This is a genomic window from Paraburkholderia sp. SOS3, assembly GCF_001922345.1.
Classification (GTDB): Bacteria; Pseudomonadota; Gammaproteobacteria; order Burkholderiales; family Burkholderiaceae; genus Paraburkholderia.
This window is the reverse complement of the sequence record NZ_CP018812.1, coordinates 1,314,458-1,334,796: the sequence shown is the minus strand read 5'-3', so window position 1 is coordinate 1,334,796 and position 20,339 is coordinate 1,314,458. Positions and strand designations below refer to the sequence as shown.

The following is a 20,339-nucleotide window of genomic DNA, read 5'->3' as shown; positions in this document are numbered from 1 at the left end:
CGAAGCGATCGGCGGCAGCGCGTGCCGGCGCAATCATCAACCGTCACACCCCGGCGCGCGCAATCTCCTCGATCGCGCGGCTTCGGGCGGCAAAGCTCTGCGCCGAGCGTTGCTTCACGAGTTCGACCACTTCGCGCGGCGCGGTCTGCGGATCGCCCGCATTGAACGGCGGCGCTGGCGCATATTCGAGTTCGAGCTGAATGGCGTGCGCTTCCTGCAGCCCCGCGAGTTCCGCAGCCAGCGTCAAGCCAAAGTCGATGCCGGCGGTCACGCCTCCGCCCGTCATCAGATTGCCGTCGCGCACGACGCGGCCTTGCGTCGGAATCGCGCCGAGCGGTTCGAGCAGCGCATGAAATCCCCAATGCGTCGTGGCGCGCCGCCCGCGCAGCAGCCCAGCCGCGCCGAGCAGCAACGCGCCGGTGCAGACCGACGTGACATAGCGCGCGAGCGCCGCCTGCTTCTGAACGAACGCAATAGTCTGCGCATCCTGCAGAAGCGGTGTCACACCGGTCCCGCCGGGAACGCAGATCACGTCGAGCGGCGGACAATCGTCGTACGTGACGGTGGGCGTCAGCACGAGCCCGTTGCTCGATACCACCGGTTCGCGCGTTTTCCAGATCAGATGCGTCGCAGTGCCGGGCACCGACGCAAGCACCTCGTGCGGGCCTGTCAGATCGAGTTGCTGGACTTGCGGAAACAGCAGAAAGCCGATTTGCAGCGTCATGGAATACCTCGTGAAATGTGGGAACGATGCTCACCCGCAAGCAGGAACCTGCGAGGTGGACATAACGATTCTATGCAGGTAGTCTTTGGCAAAATTGCCATTTAACCCACGGTTTCTGCCAACCATGTCCACAACGGTGTCCAGTCAAGCCCGCTCTGTTCTGCTGCTCGCGTTTGAGAATGTGCAACTGCTCGACGTCTGCGGCCCGCTGCAGGTATTCGCGTCCGCCAACGAACTCGCGGCGCAACGCGGGCTCGCCGTGCCGTACGCGCCTGGAGTCGTCGCGGCCGAACGCGGCCCGATCGCGTCGTCGTCGGGCGTCGCGCTGATGGCCGATTCGATACGCACTGTCAAAGGCGAGGTTCATACGCTGGTCATTCCGGGCGGCCGCGGCGTAATCGCGGCCTCGGAAGATACGCGCCTCGTCCGGTGGACTCAACGGCAAGCGGCACGTTCCACGCGTATCGCGTCGGTATGTTCGGGCGCGTTTCTGCTTGCCGAGGCCGGCTTGCTCGATGGGCGTCGCGTCGTCACGCATTGGGCGCGCTGCGACGAGCTTGCGCAGCGTTATCCGCAACTGCGCGTCGAGACCGATCCGATCTTTATCCGCGACGGCGATATCTGGACCTCGGCCGGCGTCACGGCCGGCATCGACCTTGCGCTCGCGCTCGTCGAAGAAGACCACGGTCGTTCAATGGCGCTCGATGTCGCGCGCGAACTCGTCGTGTTTCTGAAGCGGCCGGGCGGCCAGTCGCAGTTCAGCGCGATGCTGTCGATGCAAAGAGCCGATGACCGCTTCGGCGAATTGCATGCGTGGATGACATCGCATATCGCGTCGGATCTTTCCGTGCCGCTGCTCGCGAAGCGCCTGCATATGAGCGAGCGCAGCTTTATGCGCCACTACAAGGCGGAGACGGGCCGCACGCCTGCGCGAACGGTCGAACAGCTTCGCGTCGAAGCAGCGCAGCGCATGCTCGGCGAAACGTCGTGGCCCGCGAAGCGGATCGCCACGCGCTGCGGATTCGGCAGTGAAGAGACGATGCGGCGCAGTTTTATTCGTCTATTGGGCGTGGCGCCGCAGGTGTACCGCGAGCGATTTTCCTGAAGCGGCGCAGCCGCCGCGCTTGCTCGTTCTGTTGCATTTGCTCCCGCTTGTTCCCGCTTGCTCCGTTTGCTCCGTTTGCTCCGTTTGCTCGCACCGTCAGCGCGGTGCGTCTCCGGCGAGCCGAAACACGCGCACCGCGTCTTCGAGCGAGCGCGCCTGTTCGCGCATGCTGGCCGCCGCAGCCGCGGCCTCTTCGACCAGCGCAACATTCTGTTGCGTCATTTCATCCATCTGAACGATCGCACGGTTCACTTCGCTGATACCCGAACTTTGTTCGTTGCTGGCCCGCGTAATCTCATTCATCAGACTCACGACATTTTCGACAGCCGTGACAATCTCGCTCATATTGCGGCCGGCCTCGTCGACGAGCGCGCCGCCCGCATCGACACTGCCGACCGAGTCGCCGATCAACGCCTTGATTTCCTTCGCCGCGGCCGCGCTGCGCTGCGCGAGGCCGCGCACTTCGCCGGCTACCACCGCAAAGCCGCGCCCTTCTTCACCGGCGCGCGCAGCTTCGACGGCCGCATTCAACGCAAGAATATTGGTTTGAAACGCGATGCCGTCGATCACGCCGATGATGTCGACGATCTTCTTCGAACTGCCGCGGATCAGCGACATCGTATTGACCACTTCGCCGACCACGTCGCCGCCTTTCACCGCAAGACCCGACACCGACGCCACATGCTCGTTTGCATTCGACGCATGTTCGGCATTCGTGCGGACCATCGACGTCAACTGGCTGATCGCCGAGGCGGTCTCTTCGAGCGAACCCGCCTGCGCTTCGGTACGCGCGGACAGATCGGCGTTGCCGGCCGCGATTTCGCGGGCGGCGAGCGCGATCGTATCGGACGCGCGTCGCACATTGCCGACCACCGACGCCAAGCCGACGCTGATGCCGTTGATCGCCTGCATCAACTGGCCGAGATCGTCGCGCCTGCTGACATGCACCTGCGCGGTGAGGTCGCCGGCCGCCAGTTTCTCAGCGGCGGCCTTCGCTTCGAGCAGTTGCACGCCAAGGCCGCGCCGCATCGCGACATACACCAGCACGCTGACCAGCAGTGCGCCGATAAGCGCAAAGCCTTCCATGGCGCCGGCTTGCGACAGGTTCCACGCGTGCAACGCGTCGTTTGCAGAGTCGGCAAGCATCGACGCACGCACGAGCCACCCATAGCCCGACAGAACGACCGTAGCCGCAACGAAGGTCAGCAAAGCGAGCCTGGCGCTCGTCGATAATGTCCAGGCCTTGCTGACATCGAAGCCGACATACAGCGCGCCGATCACCTGCCCCGCGCTATCGACGATGGGCTCGTACTGCGTCATGTATTGCTTGCCGAATAAGGTCGCGTAACCGGTATAGGACTGCCCGCCAAGCAGCAGCCTGTAAGCGGGATGCGAACGATCGAGCTCGGTACCCACGGCTCGCTCGCCGCTTTGCAATTTGACGGACGTCGTTACGCGCACGAGGTCTTCGCCTCGCGCGACGAAAAGCGTGGCTGTCGACCCGGTATTCGACGTAAAACGGTCGACGTCGCTGTAATTCAGATTCAGCACCGTGTTGCCGTTCAGCAGCCTCGGCGTAATGGTGCCGCGAATATCGATGCCGTCCGATTCGTCGCGTGAAAATGCAGCAGGGAAATATCCAGCGAGCATGCGCGCGTGGCGGCTCACCTGGATTCTGAGCGGTAGCAGTGGGTTCATCGTTTTTTTATCGAGGGCTGTTGTTTGGGTTATAAAACCAAAATAAATCAGACTCCTTCGCGGCGAATATTAGACAGAATATCGCGTCAATTGGCAATTGAGGCGAAACCCACTGCGCAATGGCAACGTAAGGGCAAGTCCGATTACCGGGTAACTGCGGTATCCTTGCCCGATGCATAAATACGAAAGAAATCACACGCTCGGGCTGGCGCAGATTCATTTCGCCGTATTGCTGGCCGGCTGCGCCGGCCTTTTCGCCAAATTACTGACTGTCAGCGCCGCGCAATTGACGGCCGGCCGGACCGTATTCGGCAGCCTCGCGCTGCTGCTGTTCGCGTGGGTCGCCAGAAAAAGCCTGCGGCTCGCCACGCTCAAGGACGCCGCCGCACTGGCACTTTCCGGCGTCATCCTCGCACTGCACTGGTTCAGTTTTTTCCACTCCATTCAGGTCTCGACAGTCGCGATCGGCTTATTGTCGTTTTCGACTTTTCCGTTATTCACGACTTTTCTCGAGCCCCTCGTATTCGGCGAACGGATCCGGCGCGACGACATCATGACGGCGCTGGTCGTGACGCTGGGTTTGGCGCTCGTCACACCGAGCCTCGATTTCAGCAATCACCTGACGCAAGGCGTACTGTGGGGAATACTCTCCGCCCTGGCTTATGCGGTGCTGGCGTTGTTGAGCCGCCAATACACGGCGCGCTATCCGTCGGCCTGCGTGTCGTTCTATCAGCAGGCCATCGCCGCGATATGTATCGTGCCTTTCGCGCTGCAGGCGCAAAACCCCATATCGGCCAGCGACTGGCTTTATCTGATCGTGCTTGGCGTCGTCTTTACGGCGCTCGGGCAAGGTCTCGTCATTGCGAGCCTCAAGCATCTCAACGCGCAAACGACGAGCGTCGTGTTCGGTCTCGAGCCCGTGTACGGCATCGCGCTGGCATGGCTGCTGATCGGCGAGACGCCTGCTTTGAGGACCGCGCTTGGTGGCGTGCTGATATGCGGCGCGGTCGTGCTTGCATCGTTGAGACGGCGCCAATGAAACGGCGCCTGCGCGACGGCGCAGATCGACGCGATGATGTCGGGTCCGCTGCTCGGAGCCGATGAAGAGACTATGATTGGCGGTTTCTTCCGTTGAAGCTGACGACATCGGCGACGTGCTGCACGGACAGGCCTCTGTCGGCCGGACCGTATACGCCGGTTCCAGAAGCGCGTCGACATTCGCTAAAGGATTCTCCATGGAAAAACAGGCATTGATCATCGGCGCGACCGGCATTGTCGGCGGCAATCTCGCGCAACATCTGCTCGCATGCGGCGACTGGCACGTAACGGGCCTTTCGCGCGGACGCACGCCACCGCAAGGCGGCATCGATTCCGTCAGCGCCGATCTCACTTCGCAGCAATCCGTTGCCGACGCATTGCGCGGCCGTCAGTTCAGTCATGTGTTCTTTACCGCGTGGTCGCGGCAGGCCACCGAGCGCGAGAATATTCGCGTCAACGGGGCCATGGTCAAACATGTGCTCGACGCGCTCGGCCCGACCGGCACACTCGGGCATGCGGCGCTCGTCACGGGGCTCAAGCACTACCTCGGGCCCTTTGAAGCGTATGCGCAAGGCAATGTGCCGCTCACGCCGTTTCGTGAAGAACAGGGCCGGCAGCCCGTCGATAACTTCTACTACGAGCAGGAAGACCGCGTGTTCGAAGCCGCGCGGCAGTATGGCTTCGGCTGGAGCGTGCATCGCCCGCACACGATCATCGGCTTCGCGCTCGGCAATGCGATGAATATGGGCGTGACGCTCGCCGTCTATGCCACGCTGTGCAAGCAGACGGGCCAGCCGTTCGTGTTCCCCGGCTCCGCCGCCCAATGGGAGAGCCTCACCGATATGACCGACGCGCGGTTGCTTGCGCGGCATCTCGAATGGGCGGCGACGTCGCCGAATGCGCGCAACGAAGACTTCAACGTCGTGAACGGCGATGTGTTCCGCTGGAAATGGATGTGGTCGCGCATTGCCGACTACTTCGGCATCGCGCCCGCACCGTTCGACGGTCGGACGCGCCCGCTCGAAAGCCGGATGCAGGACGCCGGCAAGCAATGGAAAGAGATCGCGGCGCGCCATCAGTTGAAGGAGCCCGACGTGAACGCGCTGGTTTCGTGGTGGCACACGGACGCCGATCTCGGCCGGCCGATGGAAGTACTGACGGACATGAGCAAAAGCCGCAAGGCAGGCTTTCTCGATTATCAAAGCACGCCCGATGCGTTCTTTGCGCTGTTCGATCGACTGAAGGCGGAGCAGATCATTCCGCGTTGAATGCACGGTGATCGCCGTCGCGCGCATGTGCTGGTGCGGCTTGCACCGCGACGTACAAGGCACTATGCGCGCGGTGACGCATCCCCAAGCTTCTCGACCAGTTCGTCGTAGACGACCCGGATGCGTCGAGGAACCGGCCCGCGCTGCGGCCGGTAGACGTGCAATTTCCACGGCTCCGGTTCGAAGCGGGACAGCACGCGCACCAGCTGTCCCGCTTCGATATACGGGCGCAGCAGATACTCCGCCGATTGGCTGAAGCCTAACCCCGCACAGGCCGCTTCGATCTCGGCTTCGGTGTCGTCGGTCACGAAAGCCGGCGATGCCGGCTGAACCTGCCGCTCCCCGCGAAATATCAACGGCCACGGGCGCCCGCTCGCACGGTCGATCAGACACGTCATCGGCATCGACTCGAGTTCCTTGAGGCTCTTCGGCTCACCTACGCTTTCGATCAGCGACGGCGAGCCGACCACCCACATCGGCAACGACGCGACCATACGCGCTACGAAGCGGTTATCGCCGATCGCGCCGACGCGCACGCCGATATCGATCTGCTCGTCGACGACAGGCGCAGGCACATCCGACAACCTGAGATCGGGCACGAGGCCCGGATATCGCTTCGTCAAGCCGACGAGGACCGGCAATACGAAACGACGCCCGATCATGGACGACGCGGTAATGCGAACGATGCCGACCGCTTCGTCGGCGCGAACGACATGAGGCGCGAAGAGGCCGTCGACCGCCGATAACGCGGCCTGCGCATTCTGTGCGAACGACTGTCCGAACGCGGTGATCTGGATACGCCGCGTGCTGCGATGAAAGAGCGTTTCGCCAACCGTTTCTTCGAGTTCGCGCACCGCGCGCGTGACGACTTGCGGCGATACGCCAAGCCGCTTCGCGGCCTCGCGGAACGTCGGCGATGTGGCCGCGGCGGCAAATATCTTCAGTATTTCGAGTCGATTGAGCATGCTAGCCCTAGCATGAGACGAAAGGCGACGCCCAGTTTAATTCCTCATGGGGGAATTTTAAATGCCTGATTGTTCCATTTATTTGTACTCGACCAGCGTCCACAATGAATCACATGCGAGACGTACTACGCAGACCATCGAGGAACTCGCCGGCTCTGCGTGGTCGCTTCGAGCACCCTTCAAGATCATTTTTACGGAGTTCGAACATGAAATACAAACCGTTGGGCAATACGGGCCTGCTGGTATCCCAGCTCTGCCTGGGCACGATGACGTTCAGCAGCGGTCAGGGCGTGTACCGGCATATCGGCGACGTCGGACAGGCGCAAGCGGACGATCTCGTGCGTGCCAGCATCGAAGCGGGTATCAATTTTTTCGATACCGCCGATGTGTATTCGTTCGGGGAAAGCGAAACGACGCTTGGCCAGTCATTCCGGAATCTGCAAGTGGCGCGGCACGACGTCGTCATCGCAACGAAGGGATACACGCGCATGGGTCAGGGCCGCAATGCAGTCGGCGCATCGCGCGGCCATCTGATGGATGCCGTGGACGCGAGCCTGCGCCGCTTGCAGACCGATTACATCGATCTCTACCAGATCCATGCGACGGACGTCCTGACGCCGCTCGACGAAACCCTGCGCGCCCTCGACGATATGGTCCGCCAGGGCAAAGTGCGCTATATCGGTGTCTCGAACTGGGCCGCGTGGCGCATCGCGACGGCGCTCGGCATTTCGAACCAGAAGAACTACGAGCGCTTCGCGACCGTGCAGGCGTATTACTCGCTGGCAGGCCGCGATCTCGAACGCGAGCTCGCGCCGCTGATGGAATACGAAAAGCTTGGCCTGCTCGTCTGGAGCCCGCTCGCAGGCGGTCTGCTTTCAGGTAAATTCAGCCGCCACAATCAGAACCCGGACGGCTCGCGCCGCTCGACGTTCGATTTTCCGATCGTCGATAAAGAACGCGCGTGGAATGTACTCGATGCGATCGCGCCGATCGCGCAGGCGCGTCAATGCAGCCCGGCTCGCGTCGCGCTCGCGTGGCTGCTGTCCCGCCCCGTCGTGACCTCGGTTCTCGTCGGAGCAAAGCGCCGCGCACAACTCGACGACAATCTTGCCGCGATCGAGATGACGCTGAGCGACGACGAGCTCGCGGCAATTGACAAGGCGAGCGCGCTGCCGCCCGAATACCCGGGCTGGATGCTGGCCACGCAAGGCGCGGACCGGTTCGGGCCCGCCGATTTGTGGGGCGGGCGCACGCGCGCGTAAGCGAGGCTCGGCGGCCGGGACGCAGCCGGCGCGGTAACCAGCGTTCCGACGCCACGGACCACGTCGCGTATGCGCCGTCATAAGGGATTCGAGCCGCGCACCGGACGCGTAGCCCGCAAGCGCGGCGGTCCCCGCGTGCGCATCGTCCCCCGCCCAGCAAGCGTCAGCGGAAACTTCCGGCTGCACCGCACCGATTCGTCTACGCTATTGAAGGCAAGCTGAAAACCAGCGAGGGCGTCGCGGTGCGCCCGCGTTGCTTCCTGCAGTGCACCCCGCAGTGCTTCCCGCAGTGCACCCCGCAGTGCTTTCTATCGATCGCGGCGCCGACGCACCGCCAGAGGACGATTCGCCATGAGCAACGAGCCCAGTTCGACATCAGGCAATGTTTCCGAACCCGGTCAGCCAGTCGACGACGCGTTCGAAGCCGACGATGCATCGACTGCCGAAGATCCCTCGGTACTTGCCCATCCGCGTTTCGCGCAGATGTTTCCGGTGCTCGCCGAAGCGGAAGTGGAACGCGTGCGCCGCTTCGGCAGCCTATCGCGCTTCAGCAAAGGCGAACTGCTCTATCAGGCTGGCCGCCCTTGCCCCGGCATGTTCGTTCTGCTGGCGGGCAGGGTGCGGATCATGGGCCGCGACGGCCTCGGTCACGAGCGGATTATTCACACGTATACGCACCGCGGCGATTTCACGTCCGACGTCAGCCAGCTATCGAACAAGCCCGCAGTCGTCGACGCGCATGCCGTCGACGACGTCGAAGCGATCCTGCTGCGGCCTGACGGGCTCAGCAACATGATGATCAGCGAGGCGGACATCGGCGAAAAAATCATGCGCGCGCTGATTCTGCGCCGCATGCTCGTAATGGAGCGCGGTCATGGCGTCGTGCTGGTCGGTTCGTCGAGCGATGCGCAACTGCTTGCGTTGCAGAACTTCCTGCGGCGCAACGCATTTCCGAGTTCCACGCTCGATGCCGCTCAGGATGCCGAAGCCATCGCGCTGCTCGAGCGCCTGACACCGCAGCCCGACGATTTTCCGCTTGTCGTGTGCCCGAACGGTACGGTGTTGCGCAATCCCGATGAGGGGCAACTCGCGACCTGCCTCGGCCTGATTCCGGAGTTCGATCCGACGCACGTCTACGACGTCGCGATCATCGGCGCCGGGCCGGCGGGGCTCGCGACGGCCGTGTATGCCGCTTCGGAGGGCCTCTCGGTTGCCGCGCTCGACTGCCGCGCGCCGGGCGGCCAGGCGGGCACGAGTTCGCGCATCGAAAACTATCTCGGCTTTCCGACCGGCATCACGGGCCAGGCACTCGCGGCCCGCGCCTTCAACCAGGCGCAGAAGTTCGGCGCGCACATCGGCATTCCGTGCGAAGTCACCGCGCTCGATTGCGAGCGGCAACCGCCTGTCGTCGCACTCGCGGACGGCCGCCGCATTACGGCACGCACGGTCGTCATCGCGAGCGGCGCCGAATACCGGCGTCCCGCCGTCGATGAGCTCGCGCGCTTCGAGCGCGGCGGCGTCTATTACTGGGCCACGCCGATCGAGGCGAGGCTGTGCCGGAAAGAGCCCGTGCTGCTCGTCGGCGGCGGCAATTCGGCAGGGCAAGCGATCGTCTTTCTCGCCGCGCATGCGGAGCACATTCACGTGTTCCTTCGCAGCGCGAGTCTCGCGAAGAGCATGTCGCACTATCTGGCCGAACGCGTGATGTCGCTGCCGAATGTGACCGTTCATACGCGTATCGAACTGACCGCGCTCGAAGGCGCCGCGCGTCTCGAACGCGTGCATTACCGCGGCGCGGGCGGCATCGAAGGCAGCATGACGACGCACCATCTGTTCGTGTTTATCGGCGCGGAACCGAATACGGGCTGGTTAAGCCGCTGCGGCGTGCTGCGCGATAGCAACGGCTTCGTGCTGACCGGCACCGATCTGGCCGACGCCGGCGTGCCGTCGATGCCGTTGCAGACGAGCGTCGAAGGCGTGTTCGCAATCGGCGATGTGCGTTCGGGGTCGACCAAGCGCGTCGCGTCGGCAGTCGGAGAAGGCGCGGCCGTTGTTGCACAGATTCACGGCTTTCTGGCGGCCGCGCGTTAGTATTTGCGGTGCTTCAGGATTCGCGAAAAGCGGGGCTTCATGTCGAGCCTGTTTTCGCCGTATCCGCATCCGGAAACAGATGCTGATTGAGGAAATCGACGAACACGCGCACCTTAGGCGGCGTCATACGTCCCGAAGGCCAAAGCGCGCGAAACGGAATACGGTCGTGCGTGAATCCGGACAGCACCATCGCGAGCGATCCGCTAGCGAGTTGCGTGCGCACGGCGAAATCAGGCACGTTGGTCAACCCGAGGCCTTGTTCCGCCAGTGCGATCAGTGGTTCGATCGCACTGGCGATGGCCGTCGACGGAAGCTCGACTTCGAGCGCCGCGCCATCGCGGAGAAACGACCAGCGCCGCAAGCGCCCCGTTCGCGGAAAACGATGCTGCAGACACGCATGCGCCGCCAGTTCGTCCGGCGCTGCCGGCACGCCGTGCCGCGCGAGATAGGCGGGTGACCCGACGATTACGTGCGAATAGTGGCCGAGCGTACGCATCGTCAGTTGCGAATCGACTACATCTCCGGTGCGCAGCACGACGTCGAAACCGTCTTCGATCACATCGACGATGCGATCGCTGAAGTCGATATCGAGTAACACGTCGGGATATTGGCGCATGAACGCAGACAGCACGGGCATCAACAGCGTACCGACGAGCGGAATGCTGACGCGCAGCCGCCCCGTTGGCTTCGACCTCGAGAGCGCGAGTTCCGACTCGGCTTCTTCCACCTCGTTCAGGATGCGTTCGCAGCGCGCGAGAAACAGTTCGCCTTCCGGCGTCAGACGCACGCTGCGCGTGCTGCGATGAAAGAGTCGCACGCCAAGCCGTTCCTCGAGCCGCGCAACCGCTTTACCGATAGCCGACGACGACAATCCGAGCTGCCGCCCCGCTTCCGCAAAGCTCAGCGCCTCGGCCGCACGCGTGAAGATGACCATACCGCTCATATGATCGAGCGCACCGCTTGCGCGCGCGTTTGCAGCGAGCCCGCCGCTCGGCTTGGGCGCGACGCTCGCCGCCACGCCTGCACTTGCGGCTATGTCCATCGAAGCGGCATTCCTGGGCTTGTCCATCGACAGGCACTCCGTTTTATGGTTACGACGCTGATGGGACCGGTCGCCCCGGCCGCAAATATGCGCATTGCCATTGCGGACATGTACGTCCGCAGTGATCGTACCGGCAGACCATTTTTCCCGCACGAACGCACGACTACATTTGCACTCAAGCGTCACCGCGACGCAACAAGCTGCCTCGAATTGACGATCTGGAGAAACGCAAATGTCAAAGCTCTTTTCGAACGTAAGAATCGGTTCGTATGAACTGTCTCACCGTGTCGTCCTTGCTCCGCTCACGCGCATGCGGGCGCAGCCGGGTGCACGCCCCGGCCCGCTGATGGCCGAATACTATGCGCAGCGCACGTCGCCGGGCGCGCTGCTGATCGGCGAAGCAACTATCGCCGCCGCCAGCGGCAACGGCTATCTCGGCGCTCCGGGCCTCTACGACGACAGTCAGATCGCCGGCTGGAAGGCCGTCACCGAAGCGGTGCATGCAAAAGGCGGCACGATCTTTCTTCAGCTGTATCACGCGGGCCGTCAGTCGAATGCACAGTTGCAACCCGATGGCGGGCGTCCGGTCGGCCCTTCCGAAGTACCGCATGGCGGCGTTGCGTACACCGAATCGGGCTGGACGCCCAATACGCCAAACCGCGCGCTGGAAACGGCGGAAATCGCGCAGATCGTCGAAAGCTTCCGCGCGGCCGCAGCGCGCGGCGTCAAGGCCGGGTTCGACGGCGTCGAACTGCACGGCGCGAATGGCTATCTGTTCGACCAGTTCCTTCAGGACGGCAGCAACCGACGCACCGACGAATACGGCGGTTCAATCGCCAATCGGGCCCGGCTGCTGCTCGACACGACACGCGCGGCGATTTCAGTATGGGGTGCCGATAAGGTCGCGGTCCGTCTTGGGCCGAGCGGTTCATGGGGCGACATGTCGGATAGCGATCCGAAAGCGCTTTTCAGCTATGTGGCAGACGAACTGGACAAGCTCGGCATCGCGTATCTGCATCTGATCGAGCCGCGCATCGCGGGTAATGTCGAAGATGATTCACGCGATCAGAAGCCCGTTGCGGCGCAAAGCCTGCGCGCGCATTTTCATGGGCCGATCATCGTGGCAGGCGGCTTCGACGGCAAGAGCGCCGAAGCGATCGTCGAATCGGGCGATGCGGACCTTGTTGCGTTCGGGCGGCATTTCATTGCGAACCCCGATTTGCCGGAGCGGCTGCGCAGGAATCTGCCGCTAAACCGGTACGACCGTGCGACGTTCTTCGGCGGCACCGAAGCCGGATATACCGACTACCCGTTCATAAACGAGGAACCGCTCGCGGCGTAACCGGAAAACCGCGCAGGCAACGTTCTGTTTCTGGCTCGATTGCCTGCGCGATGCCGCTCACGCACCGGCCCACGCCGGCACCACGAGCAGATAGACAAGCCCGAGCAACGACCCGGCCGTGAGGAAAATCACGAGCGTAAAGCCCAGCACGCGCTGCACGCCGAGGCCCGCGATCGCCACAACCGGAATCGCCCAGAACGGCTGCAACAGGCTGCCCGCCATTTCACCCGCGGCGATCGCCATCGACGTGCCCGGCAGCGACGCGCCCAACTGCATCGCAGCCGGAATCGTGAACGGACCCTGTACGGCCCAGTGGCCGCCGCCGCTCGGAATGAACAGCGTAATGACGCCTGAGGCGAGATAGCTGAGAAACGGCAGCGTATTGCCCGACGCGACGTGGATGTATGCATGCGCAACCACTTCATCGAGCCCGGTCGCGCCCATGATCCCCATGATGCCGCCATAGAACGGGTACTGCAGCAGCATCGGCCCCGTCACTTTCGCCGCTTCGGTCACGGCACCGACATAGCGGCGCGGGCTGCCATGCAGACACAGCCCCGCAAGCAGAAAGATAAAGATCACCGTGTTGATGTCGAGATTCACGCCATGGCGAATCCACTGCATGGCCAGATAGCCGGCGCCGGCCAGAACGAACACGAGTGCGCAGATTCGCGAACGCTCGAGCATGCCCGCGAACGTTCCCGCACGCGAGTCGTCGACCTGCCCGATCTTCTTCTCCTCGGCCTCGATCACGCCGGCATCGGCCGCGATCACGTCCTTGTCGGCGGGACGCATCAGGATGAACACCACTGGAATCAGGACCATCCCGGCCACGCCCGCGAGCAGATTCCATCCGGTGAACACGGTATGCGCCAACGGAACGACGGCGTGCGTGTGCTGCTCCACGATATTGAGCGGATTGCCGGGCGACGCAATCGACAGCGCAATCGAGCTCGACATGCCGGTGAACGCCCACAGCACCCACGAACTGTAGGCGGCCGCGACAAGCCACGCGAAATCCACGCGCACCTGTTTTGCGACCTGCTTCGACAACAGCGCGCCGACGACGAGCCCGAAGCCCCAGTTCAGGAACGTCGCGACAGCGCCGACGCCGAACACGAGCAGCACCGCCGAAATCGGCCCGACCGCCAGCAGGCTCACACGGCGCAATCCGGCCTTGATCAGCGGCGCACTCGCGAGCGCGTAACCGGTAACCAGAACCAGCACCATCTGGAACGCGAACGTGAAGATGCCGAAAATGCCCTTGTACCAGCCGCTCAGAATCGTATCGGGCGTGCCTTTCGGGGCAAACGCGAGCGACAGCGCCGCGACCAGCACCGTCAGCAGGATCACGATCACGAACGGGTCCGGCATGACGCGCTCGAAGAGATACACGCACGACGAAACGGCGCGCTGCAGCAAGGTCTTGTGGTCGCCCTCGGAACGGGCAGCGGACTGCGGCCGGACCGCGAGCGGCGAAGTATCATGGGTTTCCACAATGTGTCTCCTGACCATGGGTCTTTATCAGGGCCGCCAGGCTAGACCGATATGCCGTCAGTGTCCGGCTCTTTTTCAGGTGGCAGCCACGCGTCGGGATTCGATCTATGCCATCTCCGACACCTTCGCCGACGTCTCTCCAACCGGCGCGATCTGCAGTTCGCGCTCCTTGCGCTGCAGCGCCATCAGAATCTGGCGCGCCCGCCGCAGGGCCTTGTCGGTTTTGAGGAACAGTTCCGAGTAGCCGTCATCGGGATATTCCATCATCTGTTGCTGCCGCTCGAGCGCCCACTGGTCCTGCTCGACCACGGCCGGGAACATCTCGGCAACCTTGCGTGCGGTCGGCATGTTCGGATCGCTGAGCGTCGTATGCCACCCTTTGCACGACACGTTCCAGCGCCAGACCAGATTGCGCTCGTCGACGGGCAGATGCAGATGCAGCAGCGTATAGCCGCGTTCCTTGTCGGTGCCCAGTTCGCCTTCGGGCGCGACGCGCATCACGACGCGCGTGAGTCCCGGGCTGACCATGCAGTGCGTGTGAATCCGCTCGACGGTGTCGTACAGGAACCACTCCTTCAGATACGGAGGTTGCCGATACCCGTGCACATGGCGCGTCGTGCGCACGAATGTGTGTCCCTCGCTATCCCCTTCTTCGAGTTCGACCGGAATCCGGCTGTTTTCCTTGTCGCCGATATTGCCGTCGTGCAGCGGATAAAAGTGCGTGATATCGAGCAGGTTCTCGATCAGCAACAGGTAGTTCGCCGGCACATGGAGCGGCCCCGGCGAGCCGATCGACAGATTGTCGGCGGCGCTGACCTCGGGCGTGCGCGGCGGCGCAAATCGCTGCGCGCCGGCGGGATTGCCGGGCCAAACCCATACCACGCCGTCCTGCTCGCAAACCGGCACGACACTGAGCCGTGCCTGAGGCGGAACTGGCTTGTCCGGTGCGGACGGAATCGCCACGCAGCGACCCGACGTGTCGTAGCACAAACCGTGATATGCACATTCGAGATGTCCATCGTCGAGCAGCCTGCTTTGCGACAGCGGAAAGCGTTTATGGCAGCAACGGTCGTCGAATGCGACCACCTCGCCGCTTTCGGCACGCCACATCACGATCGGCCGGTTGACGATCTTGTGCCCCTGCAACTGGCCCGCGGGAAACTCCGCTGAAAAGCCGATCGGATACCAGCAATCCTTGACGTATTCGAATGTACTCATGACAAGCATCCTCTCCAGAAGAATGGGGATTCCCGGCCTGTTAGATATCGAGCACGAGCGTCGGGCTCTTCGCGCGCGCACAGCAGATCATCACGAACTCCTCACGGTCTTCGTCGTCGAGCACCGTGTCGCGATGGACCGGTTCGCCCGCGAGATAGCGCGTCATGCAGGTACCGCAATAGCCCTCGCAACACGATGTATCGACATCGACGCCATTGGATCGGAGCACGTCGACAATCGACTCGCCCGGTTGCACGGTGAGCGTTTTTTGCGAACGGCGCAGTTCGACCTCGAACGCAGCGTCTGTTTCGCCGCCGCTATCGGCGCCGTCGACGCGCGCAGCATTCGCCGCGGCGCCCGCGGAAAAGCGCTCGCAATGCCGCGTCGCGGCCGGCCAGTGCGCGCTCGCTGCTTCGATCGCGTCCATGAGCGGGCCCGGGCCGCAATAGTAGAGATGCGTACCGGGCGCGTAGCCGCTCAGCGTCGACACGAGGTCGAGGCCGTTACGCGGGTCGCCATTATCGAAATGAACCGACGCCTGGCCGCTTTCGACAAGCGGCTTCAGTTCGTCGAGAAACGCAGCGCGTTGTGCAGTGCGCGCGCAATAGTGAAGGTGGAATGCCTGTGCGCGGCGGCGCACCTCGTCGATCATCGCCATGACCGGCGTGATACCGATCCCGCCGGCGATAAAAACGTGGCGGCCGGCAGTCTCCGAAAGCGCGAAATGATTGCGTGGCTGGGAAATCAGCAGCTTCTGGCCCGCGCGCAGTTCGTCGTGCATCGAAATCGAGCCACCGCGGCCTTTCGGATCGCGCAGCACGGCCACCACATAGCGATGCCGCTCCTGCGGCGAGTTACAGAGCGAATACTGGCGTATGACGCCGCCCGCGAGATAAACGTCGATATGCGAGCCGGCCGTGAACCGGGGCAGCCATCCTCCGTCCGCGCTCACGAATTCGAAAGCGTTGATATCGTCGGCGAGCGCCGTAATCGACTTGAGACGGACTTCGAGCTTCGTGTGCCGCGCCTCGTCGGCGCAAACGGGGGCCTCCTCCCGCGCGAGGACCGCTTCCATGTCTTCCTCCTTGTTTCGCAGCGACAGTCTGTGCGAGGCCTGATGTGGGGCTCATGCGCTGTGCTTGAAGGAAAGATTAGGCGCGCGAAAGCATGAACTCAAACGAGTAATTCGCGCGGGAAAGCATCAAGATTGTTGATCTTTCGTTATGCGCCGCAGCATTGCACGCCGCCGCGCATAGTTCGAGTGCCTTTTGCCTGACGAACCCGCTTATAGGCCGCTGTCGTCACGATCGAAATCGCTGACTTCGCTAGCCAGCTCCGCAATTGCCCGCGCAAGCGAATACGAATGACCCTCTGGACAAGCCGCAATAAACTCGACCGGCTCGAGCGGATTCGTTACATGAACGATCGCCAGCTTGCCTTGCGCGAGCTCCTGCCGGTACGAACGCACCGGCAGATACGACACGCCCATGCCGGCAATCGTCATCGACGCGGCTACGGCGACGCTTTTGCAGCGCGCAAGATACCGGCAGCGCGCGTGCTCGCTCATGAACCAGTCCTCGAGCGCGGCGTAATGAAACGACGACTGCTTCATCCCGATGATCGGATAGTCGGCCAGCTCGCGAGGGCAATACGTCCGGTCGCCAAGACCCAGCGCGGGGTTCGCCATCCATTGAAAGTCGACCACGCCAAGCGACAGCGTCGATAGATCGGGCGTGCGCGTATGCCCCGGCGCAAGCACGAGTTCGAGTTCCGCGAGGCGCAGACTTGCCATCAATTCCGCGGTCAGCGCCTCTTCGATCTCGAGCCGCACGTTCGGATAGCGCTCTGCAATGACGGTGATGAGCCGCGGCAGCCAGGTGGTCGTTACGACCTCGGCCACGCCGAAGCGCACGACGCCCGACACCGCTTCGGGTGCGCCGATGCGGTGCTCGAGTTCGGTCGACAGATCGAGGATCCGGCTCGCATAGTCCATCAGTTCGCGGCCTTTCGGCGTCAGGCGCGCCGTGCGATGGGTCCGGTCGAAGAGCTCGACGCCAAGCGCGCGCTCGAGTTCGCGCACGCGCATCGAGACTGCCGATTGCGTCGCGTACAGACGCTCGGCGGCTGCGCCGAAGCTGCCGAGCTTGACGGTCCAGAAAAACGTCTCCAGTTGCTGAAGGGTCATGGAACCTCTACGTCTATCGTTGTCCGTAGAAGTTTAAGGAGTCGCTCAAAAGGGGTCTGCAATGGAAAGCACCTATGCCTTGCAACGCCCGCGATGTATTCGATACCGGTCAGGTCATACCCTACCCGCCCATTCAGAAATTGCCCCCTTGGTGCAGCGCCGTCGCGCCCGGCGGAAAATCGTGAACCGGCGCGCGCCGCGTGGACGTGCGCCGGTCGTGTTTTAGCGCCTTCGCTCAAGGGCAATCCTTACCGGCTCGATCTTCCAGATCCGCTCGCAGTATTCGCGAACGGCGCGATCGGAGGAAAACTTCCCCGATCGCGCAGTATTGAAAATCGACATGCGGTTCCAGCGCCGCGTGTCCTGCCACGCAGCGCTGACGTCCTGCTGGCGAGCGACATAAGCGGCATAGTCGGCGAGCACGAGAAACGGATCGTGGTCGAGCAGGTTATCGACGAGCGGCCGGAACATCTCGCGATCGCCACGCGAAAAATGTCCGCTGCCGATCATCTCGATCACGCCGCGCAATTCATCGTTATCGCGCACGTAATCGGCAGGCCGGTAGCCCTCGCGTTTTACCCGCTCCACCTGGTCCGCCGTCAAACCGAACAGGAAAAAGTTCTCGTCGCCGACTTCCTCGCGGATCTCGACGTTCGCACCGTCGAGCGTACCGATCGTCAGCGCGCCGTTCATCATGAACTTCATATTGCCGGTGCCCGACGCTTCCTTGCCGGCCGTCGAAATCTGCTCCGACAGGTCCGCGGCCGGATAAATGAACTGCGCGTTCTTCACATTGAAATCCGGAAAGAACACCACCTTGAGCCGCCCTTTGATTACCGGATCGTTGTTCACCACTTCCGCCACGCCGTTGATCAGGCGAATGATCAGCTTCGCCATGGCGTAGCCCGGCGCCGCCTTGCCGCCGAACACGAAGCAACGTGGCGGCACATCGAGATGCAGATCGCGCCGCAGCCGTTCGTATAGCGTGACGATGTAAAGCACGTTCAGATGCTGCCGCTTGTACTCGTGAATGCGCTTTACCTGGATATCGAACAGCGCGGCCGGATCGACGGCAATGCCCGTCGCGCTGCGCATATTCGCCGCGAGCAATTCCTTGTTTGCCCGTTTGACGCGGCGCCAGCGATCCTGGAACGCAGGATCGTCCGCATATTCGTCGAGCTTGCGCAGCTTCGCGAGGTCGGTCGCCCACCGGTCGCCGACTGCTTCGCCGAGCAGCGCCGCAAGCCCCGGATTGCCGAGCATCACGAAGCGCCGCGGCGTCACGCCGTTGGTCACGTTATGGAAGCGCTCGGGCCAGAACCCGGCAAAATCGCGCAATACCGTCTCTTCGAGCAGCTTCGAATGCAGCGCAGCAACACCATTGACCGCATGGCTGCCGACGGTCGCCAGATGTGCCATGCGCACGTGCTTCGCACCGCTCTCGTCGATCAGCGACATGCGCGCAAGGCGGGCGTCATCGCCGGGGTAGCGGTGCCGCACTTCATCGAGAAAGCGGCGATTGATCTCGTAGACGATCTCGAGCGGCCTCGGCAGCAAGCTTTGAAAAAGCGGCAAGCCCCAGGTTTCGAGTGCTTCGGGCAATAGCGTGTGGTTCGTATAGGCGAATGTGTGGCGTGTGATATCCCACGCGTCGTCCCACGACATTCGCTTTTCGTCGACGAGCAGGCGCATCAGTTCAGCGACCGCGATCGACGGATGCGTATCGTTCAGCTGCGCGCTAAACAGGTACGCGAAGCGGCCGACGGGCTCGCCCTTGAGCGCAAGCAGGCGCAGCATGTCCTGCAGCGAACACGAAACGAAGAAATACTGCTGCGCGAGACGCAAACGCTTGCCCGCTTCAGGCTCGTCGTTCGGATAGAGCACCTTCGACAGCGTTTCCGATTTCACCTTCTCGTGCACGGCCTCGTAGTAGTCGCCGGCGTTGAAATCCTGCAGATCGAACGATTCGACCGCTTCGCTCTTCCAGAGCCGCAATACGTTGCACGTATTCACGCGATAGCCGGGCAGCGGCGTATCGCACGCGACACCCTTGACCGTGTACCCCGGAATCCAGCGCACGCGAAAGCGTCCTTCTTCGTCGGTTGAACTTTCTGTCCGGCCGCCAAAATTCACATAGAAGGCGATTTCCGGCCGCGAAATCTCCCACGGGTTGCCCTTCTGCAGCCACTTGTCGGTCACTTCCACCTGCCAGCCATCGCGGATTTCCTGATCGAATATGCCGAACTCGTAGCGGATGCCGTAACCGATAGCCGGAATTTCGAGCGTGGACAGCGAGTCCATGTAACAGGCGGCAAGGCGTCCCAGCCCGCCGTTGCCGAGGCCCGGCTCCTCCTCGATCGCAAGCAGCGTGTCGAGGTCGACGCCAAGCGGTCGCAGCGCGTCGCGCACATTGCTCTCGATGCCGAGGTTGATCAGGTTGTTACCGAGCTGCGGACCGATCAGAAACTCCGCCGACAGATAGCAGGCAACTTTCGCATTGCGCATCACATAGGCGTGCCCGGTTGCGACGCCGCGCGTCATCATCCGGTCGCGCACGGAGTACGCAAGCGCCATGTACCAGTCCTGCGGCGTGGCGATTTCCGGGTACCGGGCCTGCAGACAGATCAGGTTATCGACAATATCGCGCCGCAGTGCTTCGACGCCAAGACCGCTGCGGGCCGGTTCCGCACCTGGCGTCGGGGTGATGGCTGCTGCGTCGTCCATGGGCTGTCCCTGTCGTCGTTTTGCGTGCGTGCCGCCTGTGCGCCGGCAGGATCAGATGAAATTGCGCAGGAAAATACCGCGCGCATCGGCATGCCGATGCACACTGAATATGCAGCGTTGCGCGTACAACGAACTGCTTCTTGAGTTTATGCCGTAAGGCGCTTATACGGCATTGTCGCG

Annotated in this window: 15 protein-coding genes; 6 read left to right on the top strand and 9 right to left on the bottom strand. The window is 62.8% G+C overall.

Annotated elements, in window-relative coordinates; genetic code table 11:
- Positions 1–43: 43 nt before the first annotated feature.
- Positions 44–724 carry a DJ-1/PfpI family protein gene (locus BTO02_RS25970; RefSeq protein WP_075160019.1) on the bottom strand — a complete coding sequence of 227 codons (681 nt, stop codon included), beginning with the start codon at positions 722–724 and terminating at the stop codon, positions 44–46.
- 124 nt (positions 725–848) lie between these two features.
- Between BTO02_RS25970 and BTO02_RS25965 the strand changes: the two genes are divergently transcribed.
- Complete coding sequence (locus BTO02_RS25965) at positions 849–1,829, top strand: GlxA family transcriptional regulator (protein ID WP_198039321.1); 981 nt, start codon at positions 849–851, stop codon at positions 1,827–1,829.
- Positions 1,830–1,925: 96 nt separating this feature from the next.
- On the opposite strand, the gene BTO02_RS25960 is transcribed toward BTO02_RS25965, so the two are convergent.
- Positions 1,926–3,527 carry a methyl-accepting chemotaxis protein gene (locus tag BTO02_RS25960; RefSeq protein ID WP_075160018.1) on the bottom strand — a complete coding sequence of 534 codons (1,602 nt, stop codon included), beginning with the start codon at positions 3,525–3,527 and terminating at the stop codon, positions 1,926–1,928.
- Between the two features lie 172 nt (positions 3,528–3,699).
- On the opposite strand from BTO02_RS25960, the gene BTO02_RS25955 reads away from it, so the two are divergent.
- Together BTO02_RS25955 and BTO02_RS25950 are read left to right on the top strand one after the other, a co-directional pair.
- On the top strand, positions 3,700–4,566 hold the full coding sequence (locus BTO02_RS25955; RefSeq protein ID WP_075160017.1) for a DMT family transporter: 867 nt from the start codon (positions 3,700–3,702) through the stop codon (positions 4,564–4,566).
- 196 nt (positions 4,567–4,762) lie between these two features.
- On the top strand, positions 4,763–5,833 hold the full coding sequence (locus BTO02_RS25950; protein WP_075160016.1) for an SDR family oxidoreductase: 1,071 nt from the start codon (positions 4,763–4,765) through the stop codon (positions 5,831–5,833).
- A gap of 62 nt (positions 5,834–5,895) precedes the next feature.
- Here the strand turns inward: BTO02_RS25950 and BTO02_RS25945 are convergent, their stop codons facing one another.
- Positions 5,896–6,798 (bottom strand): LysR family transcriptional regulator, encoded by a 903-nt coding sequence (locus BTO02_RS25945; RefSeq protein WP_075160015.1) that lies wholly within the window; start codon positions 6,796–6,798, stop codon positions 5,896–5,898.
- Between the two features lie 206 nt (positions 6,799–7,004).
- On the opposite strand from BTO02_RS25945, the gene BTO02_RS25940 reads away from it, so the two are divergent.
- Both BTO02_RS25940 and BTO02_RS25935 read left to right on the top strand, forming a co-directional pair.
- Complete coding sequence (locus tag BTO02_RS25940; RefSeq protein ID WP_075160014.1) at positions 7,005–8,060, top strand: aldo/keto reductase; 1,056 nt, start codon at positions 7,005–7,007, stop codon at positions 8,058–8,060.
- A gap of 351 nt (positions 8,061–8,411) precedes the next feature.
- Entirely contained in the window at positions 8,412–10,151 is a 1,740-nt protein-coding gene (locus tag BTO02_RS25935) for an FAD-dependent oxidoreductase (RefSeq protein WP_075160013.1), read from the top strand.
- Positions 10,152–10,188: 37 nt separating this feature from the next.
- On the opposite strand, the gene BTO02_RS25930 is transcribed toward BTO02_RS25935, so the two are convergent.
- On the bottom strand, positions 10,189–11,220 hold the full coding sequence (locus tag BTO02_RS25930; RefSeq protein ID WP_232243674.1) for a LysR family transcriptional regulator: 1,032 nt from the start codon (positions 11,218–11,220) through the stop codon (positions 10,189–10,191).
- A gap of 205 nt (positions 11,221–11,425) precedes the next feature.
- On the opposite strand from BTO02_RS25930, the gene BTO02_RS25925 reads away from it, so the two are divergent.
- Complete coding sequence (locus tag BTO02_RS25925; protein WP_075160012.1) at positions 11,426–12,535, top strand: alkene reductase; 1,110 nt, start codon at positions 11,426–11,428, stop codon at positions 12,533–12,535.
- A 57-nt stretch (positions 12,536–12,592) separates the two neighbouring features.
- Here the strand turns inward: BTO02_RS25925 and BTO02_RS25920 are convergent, their stop codons facing one another.
- The 5 genes from BTO02_RS25920 to BTO02_RS25900 all read right to left on the bottom strand — a co-directional run bounded on the left by BTO02_RS25920 (position 12,593) and on the right by BTO02_RS25900 (position 20,159).
- Positions 12,593–14,032: a short-chain fatty acid transporter gene (locus tag BTO02_RS25920; protein ID WP_232243673.1), complete on the bottom strand. Its 1,440-nt coding sequence runs from the start codon at positions 14,030–14,032 to the stop codon at positions 12,593–12,595.
- A 105-nt stretch (positions 14,033–14,137) separates the two neighbouring features.
- Positions 14,138–15,250 (bottom strand): aromatic ring-hydroxylating dioxygenase subunit alpha, encoded by a 1,113-nt coding sequence (locus tag BTO02_RS25915; protein ID WP_075161389.1) that lies wholly within the window; start codon positions 15,248–15,250, stop codon positions 14,138–14,140.
- Between the two features lie 40 nt (positions 15,251–15,290).
- Positions 15,291–16,325: a PDR/VanB family oxidoreductase gene (locus tag BTO02_RS25910; protein WP_083615378.1), complete on the bottom strand. Its 1,035-nt coding sequence runs from the start codon at positions 16,323–16,325 to the stop codon at positions 15,291–15,293.
- 210 nt (positions 16,326–16,535) lie between these two features.
- Positions 16,536–17,435, bottom strand: a complete 900-nt coding sequence (locus BTO02_RS25905; protein ID WP_075160011.1) for a LysR family transcriptional regulator — start codon at positions 17,433–17,435, stop codon at positions 16,536–16,538.
- A gap of 222 nt (positions 17,436–17,657) precedes the next feature.
- On the bottom strand, positions 17,658–20,159 hold the full coding sequence (locus BTO02_RS25900; protein WP_075160010.1) for a glycogen/starch/alpha-glucan phosphorylase: 2,502 nt from the start codon (positions 20,157–20,159) through the stop codon (positions 17,658–17,660).
- Between the last annotated feature and the right edge of the window lie 180 nt (positions 20,160–20,339).

Bases quoted from the DNA above. Each gene is read 5' to 3' on its own strand.
- BTO02_RS25970 (WP_075160019.1), bottom strand. From the start codon at position 724: ATGACGCTGCAAATCGGCTTTCTGCTGTTTCCGCAAGTCCAGCAACTC.
- BTO02_RS25965 (WP_198039321.1), top strand. From the start codon at position 849: ATGTCCACAACGGTGTCCAGTCAAGCCCGCTCTGTTCTGCTGCTCGCG.
- BTO02_RS25960 (WP_075160018.1), bottom strand. From the start codon at position 3,527: ATGAACCCACTGCTACCGCTCAGAATCCAGGTGAGCCGCCACGCGCGC.
- BTO02_RS25955 (WP_075160017.1), top strand. From the start codon at position 3,700: ATGCATAAATACGAAAGAAATCACACGCTCGGGCTGGCGCAGATTCAT.
- BTO02_RS25950 (WP_075160016.1), top strand. From the start codon at position 4,763: ATGGAAAAACAGGCATTGATCATCGGCGCGACCGGCATTGTCGGCGGC.
- BTO02_RS25945 (WP_075160015.1), bottom strand. From the start codon at position 6,798: ATGCTCAATCGACTCGAAATACTGAAGATATTTGCCGCCGCGGCCACA.
- BTO02_RS25940 (WP_075160014.1), top strand. From the start codon at position 7,005: ATGAAATACAAACCGTTGGGCAATACGGGCCTGCTGGTATCCCAGCTC.
- BTO02_RS25935 (WP_075160013.1), top strand. From the start codon at position 8,412: ATGAGCAACGAGCCCAGTTCGACATCAGGCAATGTTTCCGAACCCGGT.
- BTO02_RS25930 (WP_232243674.1), bottom strand. From the start codon at position 11,220: ATGGACAAGCCCAGGAATGCCGCTTCGATGGACATAGCCGCAAGTGCA.
- BTO02_RS25925 (WP_075160012.1), top strand. From the start codon at position 11,426: ATGTCAAAGCTCTTTTCGAACGTAAGAATCGGTTCGTATGAACTGTCT.
- BTO02_RS25915 (WP_075161389.1), bottom strand. From the start codon at position 15,250: ATGAGTACATTCGAATACGTCAAGGATTGCTGGTATCCGATCGGCTTT.
- BTO02_RS25910 (WP_083615378.1), bottom strand. From the start codon at position 16,325: ATGGAAGCGGTCCTCGCGCGGGAGGAGGCCCCCGTTTGCGCCGACGAG.
- BTO02_RS25905 (WP_075160011.1), bottom strand. From the start codon at position 17,435: ATGACCCTTCAGCAACTGGAGACGTTTTTCTGGACCGTCAAGCTCGGC.
- BTO02_RS25900 (WP_075160010.1), bottom strand. From the start codon at position 20,159: ATGGACGACGCAGCAGCCATCACCCCGACGCCAGGTGCGGAACCGGCC.